The sequence below is a fragment of the Puribacter membranae genome, assembly GCF_055380425.1.
Genome location: NZ_AP040167.1, coordinates 1,050,931 through 1,069,413 on the forward strand (window position 1 = coordinate 1,050,931; position 18,483 = coordinate 1,069,413).

General features: G+C 51.5%; 16 protein-coding genes. 9 read left to right on the forward strand and 7 right to left on the reverse strand.

Annotated elements, in window-relative coordinates:
• Positions 1-97: 97 nt before the first annotated feature.
• Positions 98-706, reverse strand: a complete 609-nt coding sequence (plsY, locus tag ACZ41M_RS05180; RefSeq protein WP_464729984.1) for a glycerol-3-phosphate 1-O-acyltransferase PlsY — start codon at positions 704-706, stop codon at positions 98-100.
• Between the two features lie 124 nt (positions 707-830).
• Here plsY and ACZ41M_RS05185 point away from each other — a divergent pair, with 124 nt between their 5' ends.
• The gene (locus ACZ41M_RS05185; protein WP_464729983.1) at positions 831-1,871 is read left to right on the forward strand and encodes an endonuclease/exonuclease/phosphatase family protein; all 1,041 of its coding nucleotides are present in this window, start codon (positions 831-833) and stop codon (positions 1,869-1,871) included.
• A 322-nt stretch (positions 1,872-2,193) separates the two neighbouring features.
• Here ACZ41M_RS05185 and ACZ41M_RS05190 read toward each other — a convergent pair whose 3' ends face one another.
• Positions 2,194-2,478, reverse strand: a complete 285-nt coding sequence (locus ACZ41M_RS05190; protein WP_464729982.1) for a hypothetical protein — start codon at positions 2,476-2,478, stop codon at positions 2,194-2,196.
• A gap of 218 nt (positions 2,479-2,696) precedes the next feature.
• Here ACZ41M_RS05190 and mfd point away from each other — a divergent pair, with 218 nt between their 5' ends.
• From mfd to dld, 3 genes are all read left to right on the forward strand, one after another.
• On the forward strand, positions 2,697-6,224 hold the full coding sequence (mfd, locus tag ACZ41M_RS05195; protein ID WP_464729981.1) for a transcription-repair coupling factor: 3,528 nt from the start codon (positions 2,697-2,699) through the stop codon (positions 6,222-6,224).
• Positions 6,225-6,597: 373 nt separating this feature from the next.
• Positions 6,598-7,977 carry a protoporphyrinogen/coproporphyrinogen oxidase gene (locus ACZ41M_RS05200; protein WP_464729980.1) on the forward strand — a complete coding sequence of 460 codons (1,380 nt, stop codon included), beginning with the start codon at positions 6,598-6,600 and terminating at the stop codon, positions 7,975-7,977.
• Positions 7,978-8,050: 73 nt separating this feature from the next.
• Positions 8,051-9,763: a D-lactate dehydrogenase gene (gene dld / locus ACZ41M_RS05205; protein ID WP_464729979.1), complete on the forward strand. Its 1,713-nt coding sequence runs from the start codon at positions 8,051-8,053 to the stop codon at positions 9,761-9,763.
• Between the two features lie 63 nt (positions 9,764-9,826).
• Here dld and ACZ41M_RS05210 read toward each other — a convergent pair whose 3' ends face one another.
• From ACZ41M_RS05210 to ACZ41M_RS05230, 5 genes are read right to left on the reverse strand one after another with little or no spacing between them, the layout of a single operon-like run.
• Positions 9,827-10,708: a pirin family protein gene (locus ACZ41M_RS05210; RefSeq protein ID WP_464729978.1), complete on the reverse strand. Its 882-nt coding sequence runs from the start codon at positions 10,706-10,708 to the stop codon at positions 9,827-9,829.
• Positions 10,709-10,742: 34 nt separating this feature from the next.
• Positions 10,743-11,291 (reverse strand): NADPH-dependent FMN reductase, encoded by a 549-nt coding sequence (locus ACZ41M_RS05215; protein ID WP_464729977.1) that lies wholly within the window; start codon positions 11,289-11,291, stop codon positions 10,743-10,745.
• 53 nt (positions 11,292-11,344) lie between these two features.
• Entirely contained in the window at positions 11,345-12,058 is a 714-nt protein-coding gene (locus ACZ41M_RS05220; protein WP_464729976.1) for a pirin family protein, read from the reverse strand.
• A gap of 21 nt (positions 12,059-12,079) precedes the next feature.
• Entirely contained in the window at positions 12,080-12,967 is an 888-nt protein-coding gene (locus ACZ41M_RS05225) for a pirin family protein (protein ID WP_464729975.1), read from the reverse strand.
• 18 nt (positions 12,968-12,985) lie between these two features.
• The gene (locus ACZ41M_RS05230; protein ID WP_464729974.1) at positions 12,986-13,243 is read right to left on the reverse strand and encodes a DUF896 domain-containing protein; all 258 of its coding nucleotides are present in this window, start codon (positions 13,241-13,243) and stop codon (positions 12,986-12,988) included.
• Between the two features lie 111 nt (positions 13,244-13,354).
• Here ACZ41M_RS05230 and ACZ41M_RS05235 point away from each other — a divergent pair, with 111 nt between their 5' ends.
• The 5 genes from ACZ41M_RS05235 (at position 13,355) to ACZ41M_RS05255 (ending at position 18,481) form a co-directional block, all read left to right on the forward strand.
• A complete protein-coding gene (locus ACZ41M_RS05235; protein WP_464729973.1) occupies positions 13,355-13,735 on the forward strand; it encodes a winged helix-turn-helix transcriptional regulator in 381 nt (126 codons plus the stop codon).
• Between the two features lie 553 nt (positions 13,736-14,288).
• Complete coding sequence (locus tag ACZ41M_RS05240) at positions 14,289-15,155, forward strand: DUF6502 family protein (protein ID WP_464729972.1); 867 nt, start codon at positions 14,289-14,291, stop codon at positions 15,153-15,155.
• Positions 15,152-16,393: an Ig-like domain-containing protein gene (locus tag ACZ41M_RS05245; RefSeq protein ID WP_464729971.1), complete on the forward strand. Its 1,242-nt coding sequence runs from the start codon at positions 15,152-15,154 to the stop codon at positions 16,391-16,393. The genes ACZ41M_RS05240 and ACZ41M_RS05245 overlap by 4 nt, the downstream gene beginning before the upstream one ends.
• Positions 16,394-16,641: 248 nt before the next feature.
• Entirely contained in the window at positions 16,642-18,135 is a 1,494-nt protein-coding gene (trpE, locus tag ACZ41M_RS05250; protein ID WP_464729970.1) for an anthranilate synthase component I, read from the forward strand.
• On the forward strand, positions 18,128-18,481 hold the full coding sequence (locus tag ACZ41M_RS05255; RefSeq protein WP_464729969.1) for a hypothetical protein: 354 nt from the start codon (positions 18,128-18,130) through the stop codon (positions 18,479-18,481). Before trpE ends, ACZ41M_RS05255 begins: the two co-directional genes overlap by 8 nt.
• Positions 18,482-18,483 lie beyond the last annotated feature (2 nt).

Consider the following 18,483-nt stretch of genomic DNA (forward strand, 5'->3'; position numbering starts at 1 on the left):
CATAGACCACAGTGTACCAATCAAATCCTAAAAACCGTGTCTTTTTTGGTGCAAAGCCAACTTATAGCGCACCGAAATGGTGCATATCGCCCAATTATCACTGTTTTGGTGCAAACAGACGTCGCTCTTTGCCCGCCAATAAATTCTGAATATTGCTGTGATGACGATAAAACATCAGTACCACCATCAACATAATCGGCAACAAAACCCAGCCGATCCCCCAAAAAACCGCAAACAAAATCAAAGCCGCGACACTGGCGGTCAATGACGACAAAGACGAATAGCGAAACACCGCCGCCATCGCCACCCAGACCAAAATCACCCACAGACCAATCTGCGCCGACAAACCCAAAACCGCACCCAAAAACGTCGCCACGCCCTTCCCACCCTGAAAGCGGAAAAAGACCGGATACAAATGCCCCAAAAACGCAGCCAACGCCACCCAGCCCAAAGCCACCGGCGATAACTCACCCCAGCGCGCCGCCAAATACACCGGCAAAAATCCCTTGAACGCATCGCCCAGCAACGTCAACAGCGCCACCTCCTTGCGCCCCGAGCGCAGCATATTCGTCGCCCCCGGATTGTTCGAACCGTACGAGCGCGGATCCGCCATACCAAACAGCTTTGACAACACAATCGCAAACGACACCGAGCCGGCCAAATACGCCAGCAGCACCCAAAAACCACCGTTCAACCAAGCACCCATGATATTCCTCAACAAAGACAACCCTCGCATTGTAGCCAGCCCAACGCAGAAAGGTCAAAAAACTTTTGCTACAATGCCCCTCAACAACCTCAACGCCCAACACCACCTCACACAAAGGAACCCCATGTACCCACAATCGAACGACCAACGCGAGCAACGCGAGCAACGTGACCAACGCGATCATAGCGGCGAATTCGGCACCGCCCTCAAAATCGCCACCTTCAATCTGCGCAACTGCGCCCTACCCCATTTCCAATTCTACGACAACCAAGACCCCTACGACGAAAACCTCTACCGCGCCAAACGCGACTGGACCGCACGCCAAATCGACGCCATCAACGCCGACATCATCGTATTTCAAGAAGTCTTTCAAGTACAGGCCCTGCAAGAAGCCCTACAAGCCAGCAGAACCATGAACCAAGCCAAACTCATTGCGCGCGACGCCGTCAAAATGCCCCCTAAAAACACCTGGGTACCGCAAGTCGCCATCGCCACCAAACTCCCTCTGCTCGCCGAACCCACCTGGGTCGTAGACTACGGCACCGGTATCAACCTCCCCGACTACGCTCAAACCGTCACTCAAATCACCCGCGCCATACCACACATCACCGTCAAAGCCTACAACGGCAGTCCGCTGCACATCCTCGGCGTTCACCTCAAATCCAAACGCCCCGACTATCTTGATAACGAAACCGCCGACAACGCCAACGACCTCGCACTCGCCACCTACCGCTCACTCATGCGCCGAGGCGCCGACGCCGTTGCCCTGCGCCGCTACCTCAACCAACTGCTCAAAGGCAACCGCATCCCCTGCATCATCGCAGGCGACTTCAACGACGACGCAAAATCCGTTACTTCACAAATCATCGCCGGCTCCGGCGGCTTTGGCAAAATTTTCTACGACAGCCAATTTTTTGACACCCAACGCATCCAAACCCGCAACGACCCCATGCGTAATGTTGTCTACACCAACATCCACCAAGGCTCGCTCGAAGTGCTCGACCAAATATTCGTCACCGAAGAATTCCACCCACAATCACGCTACCAAATCGCCCAAGTACGCGAAGTCTACTGCCTGAACGACCACTTGCACAGTCGTGAACCCCACACCTCCGATCACGGCATCGTCGTGGCGCAGTTGTTGTTTAAAAACAAAGCGGATTGATAAGCACATCAAACAAAAAAGCCGCACCAAGACAATGGAACAGCAGAAAAAATAAAAGCCACGCATTGCGTGGCTTTTACTCTTATCTTAGTTTATGAATCAAACTAAATTTACTGGGAATATCCTCTGGTTATAACTAACAAAATAAATTGTTCTGCTGGAAAAGTTTGCAATCCATTACCAATATGCATAGCCAGAATAGATGCTATTTATTCTAAAATCTTAGCCTCTAAAATATGGGATAAGTTACCCCATTACTCAAATCCATTTGGCTAGTGTAGAAACATACTTAGAAGTAACCTCATTGATCATCCTCATTCATTTAATGCAATACGCGCGACTGTAGCCCATGTGAAGGTTGAGCCGCATCCATAGGGTCATCGCATTCCGAATCAGATGCTATGCTTTCTGCTTGTTTCTCGTCAGTCATCAGGCTGTCTATTGCCGCTTGCGTACGCATTTTAATTGCCATTAGTATTTCTAACCGGTATTCATGTTTGCTATCATCCGGAGTATATATGGTTGTTCTATTGCCGCATACTTCGAGCTGAGCTACTTCTACCTCTGTTAGAGGATCTATTACATTAATCATTAAATCAAACGTCATCACTTACTCCTATCTGCCATTTATGAAGTTTTATACTATCACCGCTCAATCTTTAGGTGTTGTAGTTGAATGTGCAAATTTTTTACGTGTGGTAAGTAAAAACAATAAGCGAGACGTTTAGACATAAACTTGCCTAATGAAGCAGCCATTTAATAGCATTTATGCTTCAAACTCTATTCACAAGTTATAATGCGAACGCTTTTTTATTAGACTGCATCATGCCCACATCGACCCTGACCTTCACCCCTTCTGAACTGATTACCCACCTCAAACCCGCCCACCGTTTCGCCACGCCCATGCCTTTCGGTTCGTCCGATGCGTTGCTGTTGGCTCAGTTGGCGCAGGCTCAGAGTGAGCGGCGGGCGCAGCCGCTGGTGGTATTTTGTGCGAATGCGCAGGATGTGGCGCGTTTGCAGGCGGAGGTGGTTTATTTCCATCCGAGTTTGCGGGTGTTGCAGTTGCCGGATTGGGAGACGCTGCCCTACGATCAGTTTTCGCCGCATCATGATTTGGTGTCGGAGCGTTTGCAGACTTTGTATGCGTTGACGCAGCGTCAATGCGATGTGTTGTTGGTGCCTGTGTCAACGGCGTTGTATCGTTTGTCACCGCCATCGTTTTTGTTGGGACGTGCGTTTTCATTCAAGCAAAATGATCGTTTGAATGTGGATGCGCTGCGCGAGCAATTGGTCAACGCGGGTTATAGCAATGTCAGCCAAGTGGTCGCGCCGGGCGAGTTCGCTTTGCGCGGCGGTTTGGTGGATTTGTTTCCAATGGGTGCGGCGCTGCCCTACCGCGTGGATTTGTTTGATGATACGATTGAGTCGATCAAGACATTCGATGTGGACACGCAGCGCACGCTGTATCCTGTGCCGTCGGTGCAGATGTTGCCTGGGCGCGAGTATCCGACCGATGAGGTGGCTCGCGGCGCGTTTCGCAATGCGTGGCGCGAGCAGTTTGAGGGCGATCCGACCAAACATGCGATTTATAAGGATATTGCCAACGGGGTTTTTAACGCGGGCATTGAGTATTATTTGCCGTTATTTTTTCAGCAAACGGCGACGCTGTTTGATTATTTGCCCAGTGATTCAACGGTGGTGTTGCATGGTGATGCGGCGCAGGCGATTGAGCAATTTTGGAGCGACACGCAAACGCGTTATGATTTTTTGAAAGGCGACATCGCCACGCCGATTTTGCCGCCGGAGCGATTGTTCCAGCGCGAATCGCAGTGGTTCGAGGCGATGAAGCCGTTTGCGCAGTTGGCGCTGCGCAAACGTGATGAGGACCACCGTACATTCGCAACATTTGCACAGCACATTCGCGCAGTGCCCGATGTGCGTGTGTCGATTACCGCGCAGGATGAGCAGCCGTTTGCGCGTTTGCAATCTGCCATACGGAGCAACACCGAGCACGATATTCACACCATTGTGTTGGCCGAAAGTCTGGGGCGGCAGACCACCCTCGCCGACACCTTCGCACGACACGGCATCAGCACACATACTTTGACCGATTGGGCGCAAATTGCCGCGCTGAATGATCCCAGTAAACTGTACATCAGCCACGCGCCGATTGAGCGTGGATTCAGCACGCAGCAATTAGCCGACCTTCCTAATCTATGCCTGATTACGGAAAACGAGTTGTACGCCAGCTCAACCGGTACGCGCCGCAGCAACCGCCGCGCGGATAAAACCTCGAACGTCGATATGATGATCGCCTCGCTGTCCGAGCTGCGCGAGGGCGATCCGGTGGTTCACGTCGAGCATGGAATTGGGCGCTATCATGGTTTGGTGAACATGGACTTGGGCGGCGGTCTGACGGAGTTTTTGCATCTGAGTTATGCCGACGACACCGCGCTGTATGTGCCGGTATCGCAGTTATCCGTCATCTCGCGTTACGCTGGAGCTGACCCTGAGCACGCGCCATTGCACAAATTGGGTACCGACCGTTGGAGCAAAACGCGTAAAAAAGCAGCCGAGCAAATCCGCGACACCGCAGCCGAATTGCTGAACCTATACGCGCGCCGTGCGTTGCGTCAGGGACACGCGTTTCCACTGAATTTGGCGGATTACGAAGTATTCGCCAACGATTTTGGCTTTGAAACCACAGCCGATCAGGCCAGCGCGATTGCCGCCGTCACACATGATTTGATCGCAACAAAGCCGATGGATCGGTTGGTCTGCGGCGACGTTGGCTTTGGCAAAACCGAGGTTGCGCTGCGCGCTGCATTCATCGCCGCGATGGGCGGCAAGCAAGTCGCCGTGCTCGCACCAACCACGCTTTTGGCCGAGCAACACCACCAAGTGTTTTCTGATCGCTTTTCCAAATGGCCGATTCGCATTGGCGAAGTATCGCGTTTTGTGTCCGGTAAAAAAACGGCCAAAGTATTGGAAGGCTTGGAAAAAGGCACGGTGGACATCGTCATCGGCACGCACAAACTGCTCTCACCGAACGTAAAATTCGACCGTTTGGGTTTGGTGATTATTGATGAAGAACACCGCTTTGGTGTGCGCCAAAAAGAAGCGATGAAAAACCTGCGCGCCGAAGTGGACATCCTCACCCTGACTGCAACGCCGATTCCGCGCACCATGGGTATGGCGATGGAAGGCGTGCGTGACCTGTCGGTCATTGCCACCGCGCCGCAAAAACGGCTGGCGATCAAAACCTTCGTGCGTCGTGAAGAAAAATCCGTCATCCGCGAAGCCGTCCTGCGTGAACTCAAACGCGGCGGTCAGGTGTACTTCCTGCACAACGAAGTCGCCACCATCGAAAATCGCCGCGAGATGCTCGCCGAGCTGATTCCCGAAGCACGCATTGTGATTGCGCACGGGCAAATGCACGAACGCGATTTGGAGCGCGTGATGCGTGACTTTTATCATGGCCGTGCGAATATTCTGCTGTGCACCACCATCATCGAAACCGGCATTGACGTACCAAATGCAAACACCATCATCATGCACCGCGCGGACAAATTCGGCCTCGCGCAGTTGCACCAGCTGCGCGGACGCGTCGGGCGCAGCCATCACCAAGCCTACGCCTACCTGCTGATTCACCACGAAGACGCATTGACCACGCAGGCCGAACGCCGCCTCGAAGCCATCTGCCAAATGGAGGAACTCGGCTCCGGCTTTTTCCTCGCCATGCAGGACATGGAGATTCGCGGCGCGGGCGAAATTCTCGGCGAAAAACAATCGGGCAACATCACCGAAATCGGCTTTTCACTCTACAACGACATGCTCAACGCCGCGATCAAATCGCTCAAACGCGGCAAAGAACCCGATCTCTCCGCACCGCTGGGCATCACCGCCGAGATCAATTTACACACGCCCGCACTACTGCCCGATGAATACTGCGGCAGCGTGAATGAACGACTAAATCTATACAAACGCCTCGCCAGCGCGGCGGATGAAGCCACGCTGAACGATATTCAAGAAGAAATCGTCGACCGCTTCGGCGAACTACCAACCTCCGCCAAAGCCCTGATCGAAACCCATCGCCTACGTCTACGCGCACAAACTATGGGCATCATCAAAATGGACATCGCCGCATCGCTCGGACAAATCCATTTTGGTAAAAACGCCCCGATTGACGGCCTGTCAATGATTCAACTCATCCAAAAAGACCGCAATGTCAAACTCAACGGACAGGACAAAATTCGTCTGACCTACGAAATGCCCGAACTGCCCGATCGCGTGCTGCGCGTCAATCAAGTGCTGGATCAACTGCGCATCACCGCGACGGCGGATGATTGACTTAAAAACGTTTGAACTGAACGCACACGCTCGATAAAAGCAGTGATGCAAGGGGTTTGATTCCCGCGTGCGCGGGTATGGCGAAGTATTTTTTATAAATTGTGCCAATGCATGAAATCGTGATCTGAATCAGGTTTATGCTTTCCCTTTGTTTGAGTTTTTTGTTGTCACAATTGAATGAGTGCTGTTATCATCAATCAAAGTCGAAAATTTGATATCGGTCATCTTTGTCCAAAATAACGACCGACTACAAACTGATCTTTTAGATATGTTTTTGAATATCAATAGGTTATTTTTCCAATAGCGTGTTATGTGTCAGTTGAAAGAATGTTATTTGACATATAGTGACGCAGAAGTATAGTTAGATGTCATCATGAACCATTCCCTATCAACAGCGCAGGTGATTGTGGTTGGCGCTGGCATTGCTGGATTGACTGCTGCCTATTCTTTAAAAGAACAGGGTATTTCTGTCAAAGTCATAGATGCTGCTGATCGTGTAGGCGGAAGAATGACCAGCGATGAGCTTAATGGGCATGTAGTTGATCGAGGTGCGCAGTTTTTATCCAGTGAATATTCAATCATTGCTGGGTTATTAAAAAAACTAAAAATCGATGCACAGTTGTGCGCCACCTCGCAGTGCAGCGCTATTGTTCGCCATGCGCAACCACACATTTTGCGCACTAATCACCCGCTGAATGCCATACACCTTTTGGGTTTGCGCTCTGTGTTCAAATTGGGGTGGCGAACCGCAAGCTTGAGGAAAAAACAACACCAGCTTTCTTTGAGTAACTACAGTACATGGGCTGCATTTGATAATGAAAGCACCAGTACCTGGTCAAACACCAAGATAAGCCACAAGGTGACCGAGTATCTTTATGAACCCATGCTGCACGGGTTCTATTTTCAAAGGCCAGAAGAAACCTCCAAGGCATTGGCCTTAGCTTTAACCATGTTTGGCATGAAAAAAACTCAAATCTTGTGTCTGAAGGATGGCATGAGCGTTTTGCCTGAAACGCTTTCACAAGCAGTAGATGTGACTCTGAATACCCCTGTTCATAAAGTTGAATGGACAGAGGGGCAAGTCTATGTGTACACGTCTGGTGAGACTTATGCTGCAGATGCTGTGATCATTGCTGTGCCTGCACCATATGCCAAGCAATTGCTAAGCGCTTCATCAGAGATAGCAAAAGCGGATGCTCTGTTGGCAACACCGTATAGCAGTAGCATCAATGTAGCTTGTGTGACACAGCCAAACTTTCAACTGACGCCGAACCTTGCCAATGTGTATGGAGTTTTGATACCTAGAAGTGAACGCGCTGAAGTGGTTGCTATTGGCATTGAAAACAACAAAAATCGTGCACCACATACCAGCGGAAATTTGTTCAATTTCATGTTTTCGCATGAAGCGGCACAACATTTCATGCAATCGCCCGATGAGGATATCGTGGCCGCTGCGCTTGCTGCGGTATCGGGTCTGCTGCCTAATCTGGCCTCATATATTGCTCAGACGCAAGTATATCGATGGCCACTCGCCGAGCCACTTTCTCCAGTGGGACGTGCCCAGCAACTACAAGCCTACCGTGCCCATGTTGAAAAAAAGCGCACCAAAATATTGTTGGCAGGGGATTACATGAGTATGCCGTACACTGAGGGGGCCGCAGAATCCGGGTGGTGGGCTGCCCAAACCCTCGCTCATTTGGCACCCCCTTGCAACGGAAGTGTCGATGACTCCCTACGCACCTGCGATGCTTGATTAAATCCGACACATTGACGCCACATAGCCATACCACGAATTGATCGATAAAAATATAAAACAGGAGAAGCACATGCCTGAACGGGATGTTTGTCACACATTGCTTGAACAATTGCGCCGTATCGTCGGCCAGCAATACCTCATCACCGATCCACATAAAAATCAACAATACCGCACCGGATTTCGTTTTGGTTCGGGTAATGCCCTCGCCGTGGTGCTGCCCGCCAATGTGATCGAACAATGGGAAGTGGTCAAAGCCTGCCACGCCGCCGATGTCATTATCATCAGCCAAGCGGCCAACACCGGCCTCACCGGCGGCTCCACACCCGATGGCAATGATTATGATCGCCCGGTAGTGATCATCAATACCCTGCGCATCGATCGCACCAATTTGATCAACAACGGCACGCAAATCGTTTGCCACGCGGGCGCCACCCTGTACCAACTCGAAGCGCAATTGGCGCGTATCGGCCGTGAGCCGCATTCCGTGATTGGTTCCTCGTGCATTGGCGCATCGGTGGTCGGCGGCGTGTGCAACAACTCCGGCGGCTCTCTGGTCAAACGCGGGCCGTCCTACACCGAGTTGGCACTGTATGCGCGCGTAAATGAGCAAGGCAAATTACAGTTAATCAACCACTTGGGAATTTTTCTGGGCAACGACCCCGACACCATCCTGCGCAATCTGCACGAACACAATTACGGCGTGGACGAGATTGACAACGACCCAAGCAAACTGGCCTCATCACATGACTACGCAGGCATCGTCACGCAGATCGACGCCGACACACCTGCACGCTTTAACGCCAACCCAGACAAACTCCACGAAACCTCCGGCAGCGCGGGCAAAGTCGTGGTCTTTGCGGTACGTTTGGACACCTTTGAACAGGAGCGCAACACCCGCGTCTATTACATCGGCAGCAACAACACGCACGAGTTGAGCGATTTGCGCAAACAATTGCTGACCGAAATGAGCGACTTGCCCCTATCAGGCGAATACATCCACCGCGACGCCTACGCCTTGGCCGCCGAATACGGCAAGGATATGGTATACCTCATCAGTCAATTCGGCACGCAGCGTCTGCCCAAACTATTTGCGCTCAAAGACCGCATTGACCGCTGGGCGCAAAAGACAAAAATCCTGCCTACCTTTCTCTCGGACAAACTGTCGCAATGGTTCGCCCATGTTTTGCCCAAACAATTGCCCGACCGCATGGAGCAATTCCATCAAAAGTACGAACACCACCTCATCGTCAAAACCGGTGGCGCAGCCACTGACGAAGCGCGCGCCCTGTTTGAACGTTATTTCAACGGTGTGACTGCTCGGGACGGAGCGTATTTTGAATGCACCACAGAGGAGGCCAATAAAGCCATGCTGCACCGTTTCGCCGTTGCAGGCGCGGCCGTACGCTATCGCGCAATTCATGCGGATGCGGTAGCGGACATTGTCGCACTGGACGTTGCCTTGAGACGAAACGACGAGGACTGGTTCGAGCGCCTACCCGACGACATCAATCAGGCGTGCATCCACAAGCTCTATTACGGCCACTTTCTGTGTCACGTCTTTCATCAGGACTACATCATCAAAAAACCGCATGACCCGATGGCGATCGAACACAAAATCCTCAAAACGCTGGACGCACGCCGCGCACAATACCCTGCCGAACACAATGTCGGCCATCTGTATCATGCGAACGAAGATTTGGCGCGACACTATCGCCAACTTGACCCGACCAATAGTTTTAATCCGGGGATAGGCAAACTCTCCAAACGCAAATTTTGGCGCTGATATGCCGTCCATTGATGTGTACCATTGGTGTACTGTTAAACTGCCACGTCGCCATTGATGCGTTCACGAGGTTGACGCCCACGGCGGCACAGGCGAGACCAGTCGGCTCAATTCCGTTTGAATTGTGCCAAATCGCGGACTGTGCGTATTCCAGTCCGCGACTGCTTGGCTGATATCGGCCTGATTGCTGCCAACAAAATTCCACCAAATGATGATTTCCTGCGCCAATGGCTCACCACCCAATAACATCACATGCGCACCCGCACTCGCCTGAATCGTCACCTCGGTTTGGCCGGAAGGACAATACGCCAGCTCATCCGCAGCATAGGTTTCGCCATTGAGTGTCAACTGTCCTTTAAGCACCAGAAATCCATATTCAAACGATGCGAGCAAAGCTATGCGTTGCGTTTGCTCAGTCGCAAAACGCATATCCAAACCAATTAATGGTGAATATTGTTGTGTGGGCGCTTCGTGCGTACCAAAACGCCCTGTGGTCAGCACGTAATCCACACCGGTTTCCGACCACATCGGCAAATCGGGGTAATGCTGAAATTGCGGCGCAGTGTGTTGAGCCGATTCAGGTAAGGCGATCCACAACTGAACCGCGTGTACCTCTCGACTGTGCGACGGCGTTTGTTCCGTGTGGCTGATCCCACGACCGGCTGTCATCAGATTAACCTGATTCGGACGAATCATCTGCTCATTGCCCAAGCTATCTTTATGCAATACCTCACCCGCCAGCATCCATGTGAAGGTCTGCAAACCAATATGCGGGTGTGCACCTACCTGCAAACCCGCTTCACCTTCGGCAAAAACCGACGGACCGGCATGATCGAGAAAGCACCACGCGCCAATACTGCGACGCTTGGCGGTCGGCAATAATCGCGCGACCGGTATGCCGCCAACATCTTTGATATTGGCCGTAATTTTTTGTATTGCGCTCATATGCAATCCCTCACTGTTGATTCAAACCTTAGATTCAAACCTTATCCAGCCACGCATCCCACGCCGTAACGAATTTTTGTAAAAACGCTTGCGAGCGCTCATTGGCAAATTCACCCTGTTCATTCAACAAATCAAAGGCTTTGCTCAAAAACACTTCGGGTGCAATCATTACCGGCACACCTAGGGACTCAAGCACCTGCCGCAGATGCAAACCCGACGAGAGACCGCCAAAGGTCGAGGGTGACGCACAGACCACGGCTGCACGCTTGCCCACCCAAACACTTTTGCCTGCTGGACGCGAGGCCACATCAAGCAGATTTTTCAGCGCCGCCGGAATCGAGCGATTATGCTCCGGCGTGACAAACAGCACCGCGTCCGCCACCGCGATCTGCGCCCTTACACGATCGTATTGGGCAATCGACTGCTCATCAAAGTCTTGGTTATACACCGGTAAATCACCGATCTGCACCTCGGTAATCTGCCACGAAGACGGCGCAATGTTTTGAATATACTGCGCTACTTTGCGATTGATCGAATCACGACGCAGACTGCCAATCACCAAGGCGATATGTTTGGTTTGCATGGTTTTCTCCTATTCAGGTTTAAGGAAACACGGCTACTGATTAAAAATATATCTTAAACACTCATCGGTACTTCCATGAGCAACAACTCTGCATCCGCAGATGCGCGCAATTCAAACTGCTCAACCTCGCTGATACCCAGACCATCACGCGCGTGTAAATCGTGCTCGGCTACCTGCGCACTGCCTTTGATCACAAAGACGTACACGCCGTTACCCGCGCCTTTAAGTGTATAGGTTTTCTGCACACCTTGATCCAATTTGAGCCAATGGAACCATGCGTCTTGATGGATCCACACGCCCGCGTCATCGGCGTTCGGCGAGAGAATTTGTTGAAATTCATTGTCTAACGCACCTTCGGCAATGCTGATTTGCTGATAACGCGGCGTGACATTGCGCTGATTCGGCAGGACCCAAATTTGCAAAAACTTCACCGGCTGATCGGCATTACCATTCATTTCACTGTGAACAATCCCCGTACCCGCCGACATGACCTGAACCTCGCCGCGTCGAATCACGCCACGGTACCCCATGCTGTCGCCGTGCGCCAAGTCGCCTTCCAGCGGAATGCTGATGATTTCCATATCACTGTGCGGATGCTCGCCAAAGCCACGACCACCCATGACGCTGTCGTCATTAATCACGCGCAGCGCGCCAAATCCCATGCGATCGGGATCGTAGTAATGACCAAAACTAAAAGTGTGGTGACTTTTGAGCCAACCATGATCGGCATAACCTCGGCTGTTCGCCGCATGAAATACAGTTTTCATAAATTCTCCTAATGCTTTTGTTTAATGTTCAATCGCACCGAATCGGCCATGATTAAAATCATCAATCGCCTGACGAATTTCTTGCTGGGTGTTCATCACAAACGGCCCATAGCCCACTATCGGCTCGTCAATCGGCACGCCGGACAGGAGCAAAATTTTGACCTCGCTCGCACCGGCTTGCAGTTCAACCGCACCTGATTGCGTTTCAAAACTCACCAGTTCGCCCGCATGAGCGGTGTGCGCACCATTGAACGTCACATCTCCACGCAATACCACCATGCTCAGGTTGTGCGTTTCGGGCAAAATCAGCGACGCGCTCGCGCCCGCATGTAGCACCATGTCCCACACATTCATCTCGGTGAAGGTTTGCGCAGGGCCGCGCGCACCGCCGTGTTCATCGGCATATTCACCGGCAATCACGCGAACATGACCGGCAGAATTAGGCAACTCAAGCACCGGGATATTTTCCTTGGCCAAATGCTGATAACGCGCCGGTGTATTTTTGTCCTTCGCGGGCAAGTTGACCCACAACTGTACCATTTCAAACAAACCACCGCGTTCACTGAACGTATCGGAGTGAAACTCTTCGTGGATAATGCCCGCACCGGCGGTCATCCATTGCACATCACCTTCCTTAATCACACCACCGCCACCAGTTGAATCCCGATGCGCCACTTCGCCATGATAAGCGATGGTGACGGTCTCAAAACCTTTGTGCGGATGCTGTCCCACACCACGCGCACGCCCCGTGTTATTCGGCGCAAATTCCATCGGCGCACCATAATCGAGCATCAAAAACGGATCGGTTTGCTTGTTCTCGCCCATGTGTGAGAACAGCGGCTGTACCAAAAAGCCGTCTCCAACCCAATGTTGGCTATTGGCCTGATAAATACGTCGTACATTTCTCATGTTTGCTTCTCCAATCATTCAATTCAATAATTGACTGTCCAATTGCGTCATCTGTCCGCTGCGCTGCGCCAGGCGTAGAGCCTTCGGCGTCACATCGTTACCCTCCGGATCAACCACCGTCAGCGTCGCCAGCATATTGTGCATTTGCCCAGTCACCGCGCGTACATACACTTGTCGCAACAGCACGCGCTCGGCTTGTTCTGCTTCAGTCAAGCCAACGATATTCGCTTTGTTGGCCAGCTCATTGATTCGATCCAATTGTGGAATACGCATCATGCACCTCCTAATGGCTAAAAATTAATACTTTTATTTGCATGGACCCATTATTATTCATATATAATATTTTGACAAGTACGCACATTTTTTATACTGTAAGATTCAAACACCATGGCACACAACAAAACCTCAAATACTGGCACAACGACTGAACAATACACCACGTTCTGCCCCGTCAACACCACGTTATCGGTGATCGGTGGCAAATGGAAAGTCTTGATTTTGTATCACTTGGTAGAACAGACTCAGCGATTTAACGAACTGCGTCGGTTATTACCTGAGATTACCCAGCGCATGCTGACCCTGCAATTGCGCGAGTTGGAAGAAGACGGGCTGATTCACCGCGAAGTTTATCCGGTCGTCCCGCCTAAAGTGGAATACTCACTGACCGATTTCGGGCGCACCCTGCTGCCGGTGATCGGCTCCATGCACCAATGGGGTGTGGAATATAGTCAAGAGTGCCAACGCATTCGACATGAAGCGTCGCAGTAAGTGAAGGTGTGTCGCCCAACAATGCGGGCATGTGAGAAAGTAAAAAAGTCCATCAAACAACTTATTCGGCTGCACTGCTCCATAGCACAACCCTTTTAGACGTTCAGTCTAAATTGCAGTGAAAACAAATGGCATGCATAAAGCCGGTCAATTGTGAAATTTACCTTCGCAATATTCAGCCTGCCAATCTTCGCTGATACTGAATAATACCAATGCCAAAAGAACCAGCAGAACCAAAGCTGCGCAAAGAAAAATCATTAGCATGTGTGCACCTGTCAAAATCGTGAGGTTACCCTCGATAGAATAAATGTGAAATATTCACATTTATTATTCTACGAGCTTTTCGTCTTTTTGCAAGGGAATTTTTCACATTTTTTAAATTTACACGCATACCCATTCAATTGAAATAAAACCACATCGAGTAAATTAATTGAAAACTGGGATATTTTCACATACAATGCATCACTCAAACCTCGCCTTACTTAGTATGCAGGCTTCTTTGACTGAGTATTCTTAGCGCGATTCACAATCATTTTTAAACATCATAATATCCATGAGCGTTCAACCCACCGCTACCGCCGCCTCCACGCTGGAGCATGCCCTGAGCATGATCGAGCCGCTGGCCTGCTGGTTAATTCGCTCGGGAGTAGGTTATACCGAATTTGCAACCGCGCTCAAAACCGTCTTTTTTGACGAGGCCAATAAAGAAGCGCAACGCATCGGACAAAAGCCAACGGATTCCGCCATCAGCCTGCTGGCGGGGATGCATCGCAAAGACATCAACGCACTGCGTCTGGCCAAAGAGCAAAATGTGCCCAAACATCGTTTGGTACGCAAATCCATCAGTATGTCGTCACAAGTATTGGGGCGCTGGCTGGCTAAAGAGTGGCCGCACAGCATTCCTGTACAAGATGCTCCCATTAGTTTTGACACTTTGGTACGCGCCATTTCAAACGACAAGCACCCACGCTCGGTACTCCAAGAGTTAGAACGTCTGGGGGCCGTTCGCGTCGAGAATGATCAGGTTCACCTTTTAAAACAAGCATTTATTCCCAAGGCCTCAACCTTGGAGGCGCATGATATTTTTGCTGCCAATATTGCCGATCATTTGGCCGCAGGTGTGCACAATTTAACCCAAGCGAATGCCAATGACGATGCCAATACCTCAGGCAACGAATCAGGCAATGAAACACAATTCATCGAACAAAGCGTATTTGCCGATGAGCTGACCGAAGCATCAACCCAAAAGTTGCGCCAGCTATCGGCACAGGCATGGCAACAAATCATGCGTGATATTTTGGAGCAAGCGATCCTGTTAAATGAACAAGACGCCGATCAACCGGAAGCAACGCACCGATTCCGAGTGGGTCTGTACGCCTATGCCACCGAAGATCTCTCGCAGAAAGACGATTCACAATGAACGCCCTATTCGTCACCCCTCACATAAAGCCCAATGGCATCGAGAACTCGGTAGCAACAGCAGTATTTCCTGCACAACCGGCACACTTGATCAATTTGCCGAAAGCAACCGCTATAAACTCAGCACCCATGAGCAGTGGCACGTCCGTCTCAACACCCGTCAAAGGCAAACTGCCCTTTACAAATACTGAGATAGAAGCCAGCGAAACTGACCTATTTTTTATTGAAACTCGCAACGCAAACACATACCCCATCAGCTCAACGCCGTCTATTCTCATGCCAAGCACTGCACTGTCTACGGATGGTGCGATCGCCGCCGTCGGAACGGGCGGTACAGGTGCGATCGGTGCGGGACTGATCGAGCAGCTACCTATTGCCGCAGTGGGTACGGGTGGAACGGGTGGAGTGGATACAGGCGTCATTACCGCGCCAAAACCACCAACACAGCCCGTACACACACCAACCACTTCAATCATTTTGGCTGATAATGCTGCTGCGATGCACGATCCGCTGAATAGCCCCCTCATACCAGCACGCGTCGAACTCTCGCCCATTTTCAATGTATCAATGAGCAACCCTTTCAGCGAGACAATTGGTTACACGAACGATGAAAATGCTCCAATGAATGAACCGACAGGCGATACGGTTGCGGTCTACTTACCGCGTCATAATGCCATCACCCAAATCATTCAGCATGCGAACAATGAACAAAGCCCTGTTGAACCGGCAGCACAAACCAGTGATGCCACGCCGATGCTGTGTGGTACCGCAGAGACAGGGGCTTTGTCGGTACAAATCTATGACAATGGCGAATTGATTGGCTCCACAGCGGTTGAATCCAATGGCACATGGACATTTACCCCCGATCATTCGCTGTCCAATGGTGCGCACAGCTTTCATATCAGCAGCGTTGATGTCGCAGGGCAGGTTCAAAGCACGTCAGCACTATGGCATATCACCATTGACACCTCTGGGCAAAACCCGTCTGTGAATACAAATGCCACCACACATGGTGACAATGCGCTGTCTGTACACTACATACTGGACTCCGGTCTGATTTTTGACAGTTCTGAGTTGAGCCATGAGCTGTGGACACCGGTACAGCAAGGCGCCACCTTCGCCACTGCCACACCTGAACCGATGCAGCACACTCATTTTGAAGCGAGTTCAACCCTCAGCTACATGGCCGTTCATGTTGAAGACAGCAATTTCATGCTGATAACCTCATCACACTATTAAACGAATGTAGTCAAAAAGCAAAAATCAGGTTACAATCCACGCCATGAAAACCGCAAACCGCCCTTCTTTCGATTCAAACACAACCGCCGTTCAAATGAACGTCTGTGGTCGTTGGCAAGTTTTGCGATGGTGTTTAGGCTCTTGGCGCTAAATCTGTTTTCGCACGCGCCACAAGGACTAAACACAACCGCCCGAACAAGCTCGGCGGTTTTTTTATAGCCAAAATTTGAATTCGAATCGAGAACCCCATGTTAAACAAAACCCAATTCACCGAACTGGCACAGCAAGGATACAACCACATTCCGCTGTCGCTGGAAACCTTCGCCGATCTGGACACACCGCTGTCCATCTATCTGAAACTGGCGAACGCGCCGTACAGCTACTTGCTCGAATCAGTCATTGGCGGCGAGCGCTCAGGTCGTTACTCCATCATCGGTCTACCCTGCCGTCAACGAATCACCCAATCCGACGGCGTGATACGCGAATTTATCGGCGAGCGGTGCGTCGCCGAACACGTCAATACCGATTTATTCGAATTCACCCGCGCCTTTTTGCAACGCAAAAATGTACCGAAACTCGATGGCCATGCGCGCTACAGCGGCGGTTTGGTCGGCTATTTCGCCTACGACACCGTGCGCGAAATCGAGCACAAGCTCGCGCACAGCACACCGCCGGACGATGTCGGCATTCCCGATTTGCACCTGATGCTGTCCGAAGAGTTGGCCGTGGTGGACAATCTGCTGGGCAAAGTCTACCTCACGGTCTACGCCGATCCGTCCGAGCCGAATGCCTACGAGCACGCGCAAGCACGTTTGCAAACCATGCTCGATGCCCTGCGTCGTCCGGCGGTCTTGCCCGTCAGTCCGGCGGTCGCCGAACACGACAGTCGTTCAGATTATGGCGAAGCCGCATTCAAAGCAGGCGTGCAGCGTTGCAAAGACTACATCGCCGCAGGCGACTGCATGCAAGTGGTGCTGTCGCAACGCACACAACGCCGTTTTGAGGCCGAGCCGATCAATCTGTATCGCGCCCTGCGCGCGCTCAATCCCTCGCCATATATGTACTTCATGCACCTGAACGACACCCACGTCGTCGGCGCATCGCCGGAAATTTTGGTGAAAATGGATGAAGAGCGCATGGCGACGGTACGCCCGATTGCCGGCACGCGCAAACGCGGCGCGAATGCGGCCGAGGATGTGCGCCTATCCGCCGATCTGCTGGCCGATGCCAAAGAGTGCGCCGAGCACCTCATGCTGATTGATCTGGGGCGCAACGATATTGGCCGCATTGCCGACATCGGCACGGTCGAAGTCACCGAGCAAATGGCGATTGAAAAATACTCGCACGTGCTGCATATGGTCTCGAATGTCCAAGGTCGCGTACGCACCGGCATGGACGCCATGGATGTGCTCAAAGCCACCTTCCCTGCAGGCACGCTCTCAGGCGCGCCGAAAATCCGCGCGATGGAGATTCTCGACGAATTGGAGCCGACCAAACGCGGTATTTACGGCGGCGCAGTCGGCCACATCGGTTTTGATAACGACATGGATTTAGCGATTGCGATTCGCACGGCGGTGATTAAAAACCAGCAGCTCTATGTACAAGCGGGCGCAGGCATCGTCACCGACTCCGACCCCGAATCCGAGTGGCAAGAAACGCAAAGCAAAATGCGCGCGGTATTGCAGGCTGCGAGCTTGGCTTGCGCAGGTTTGGATACTCAGATAGAGAACCATCATGCGTAAATGTATTTATCTCATGACATTAGGCATTCTGGCCATGCCTATCGGCGCTTGGGCGGAAATCCTAACGCCCTCCGACCTGGCGGGACTACCTCAACGCACGAAACACATACTGATGCGTTACGATGCTTGTTTACATTTTGCCGGAGAATGGAGTGGCGAGCCATCGCTGGATCAATACGTCCGTCAACGCACGCAAGAGCTGGATTGCGAACACATCGAACGAGATATCAACGCTTTACGTCGTAAGGCAGGAGCACATTCACGAACACGCCAACTCATTGAAAAAATAGAATATGGATACGGCGCTTGCCAGAATGAAACGACCACCCCACTTCTCAAAGGCTAATC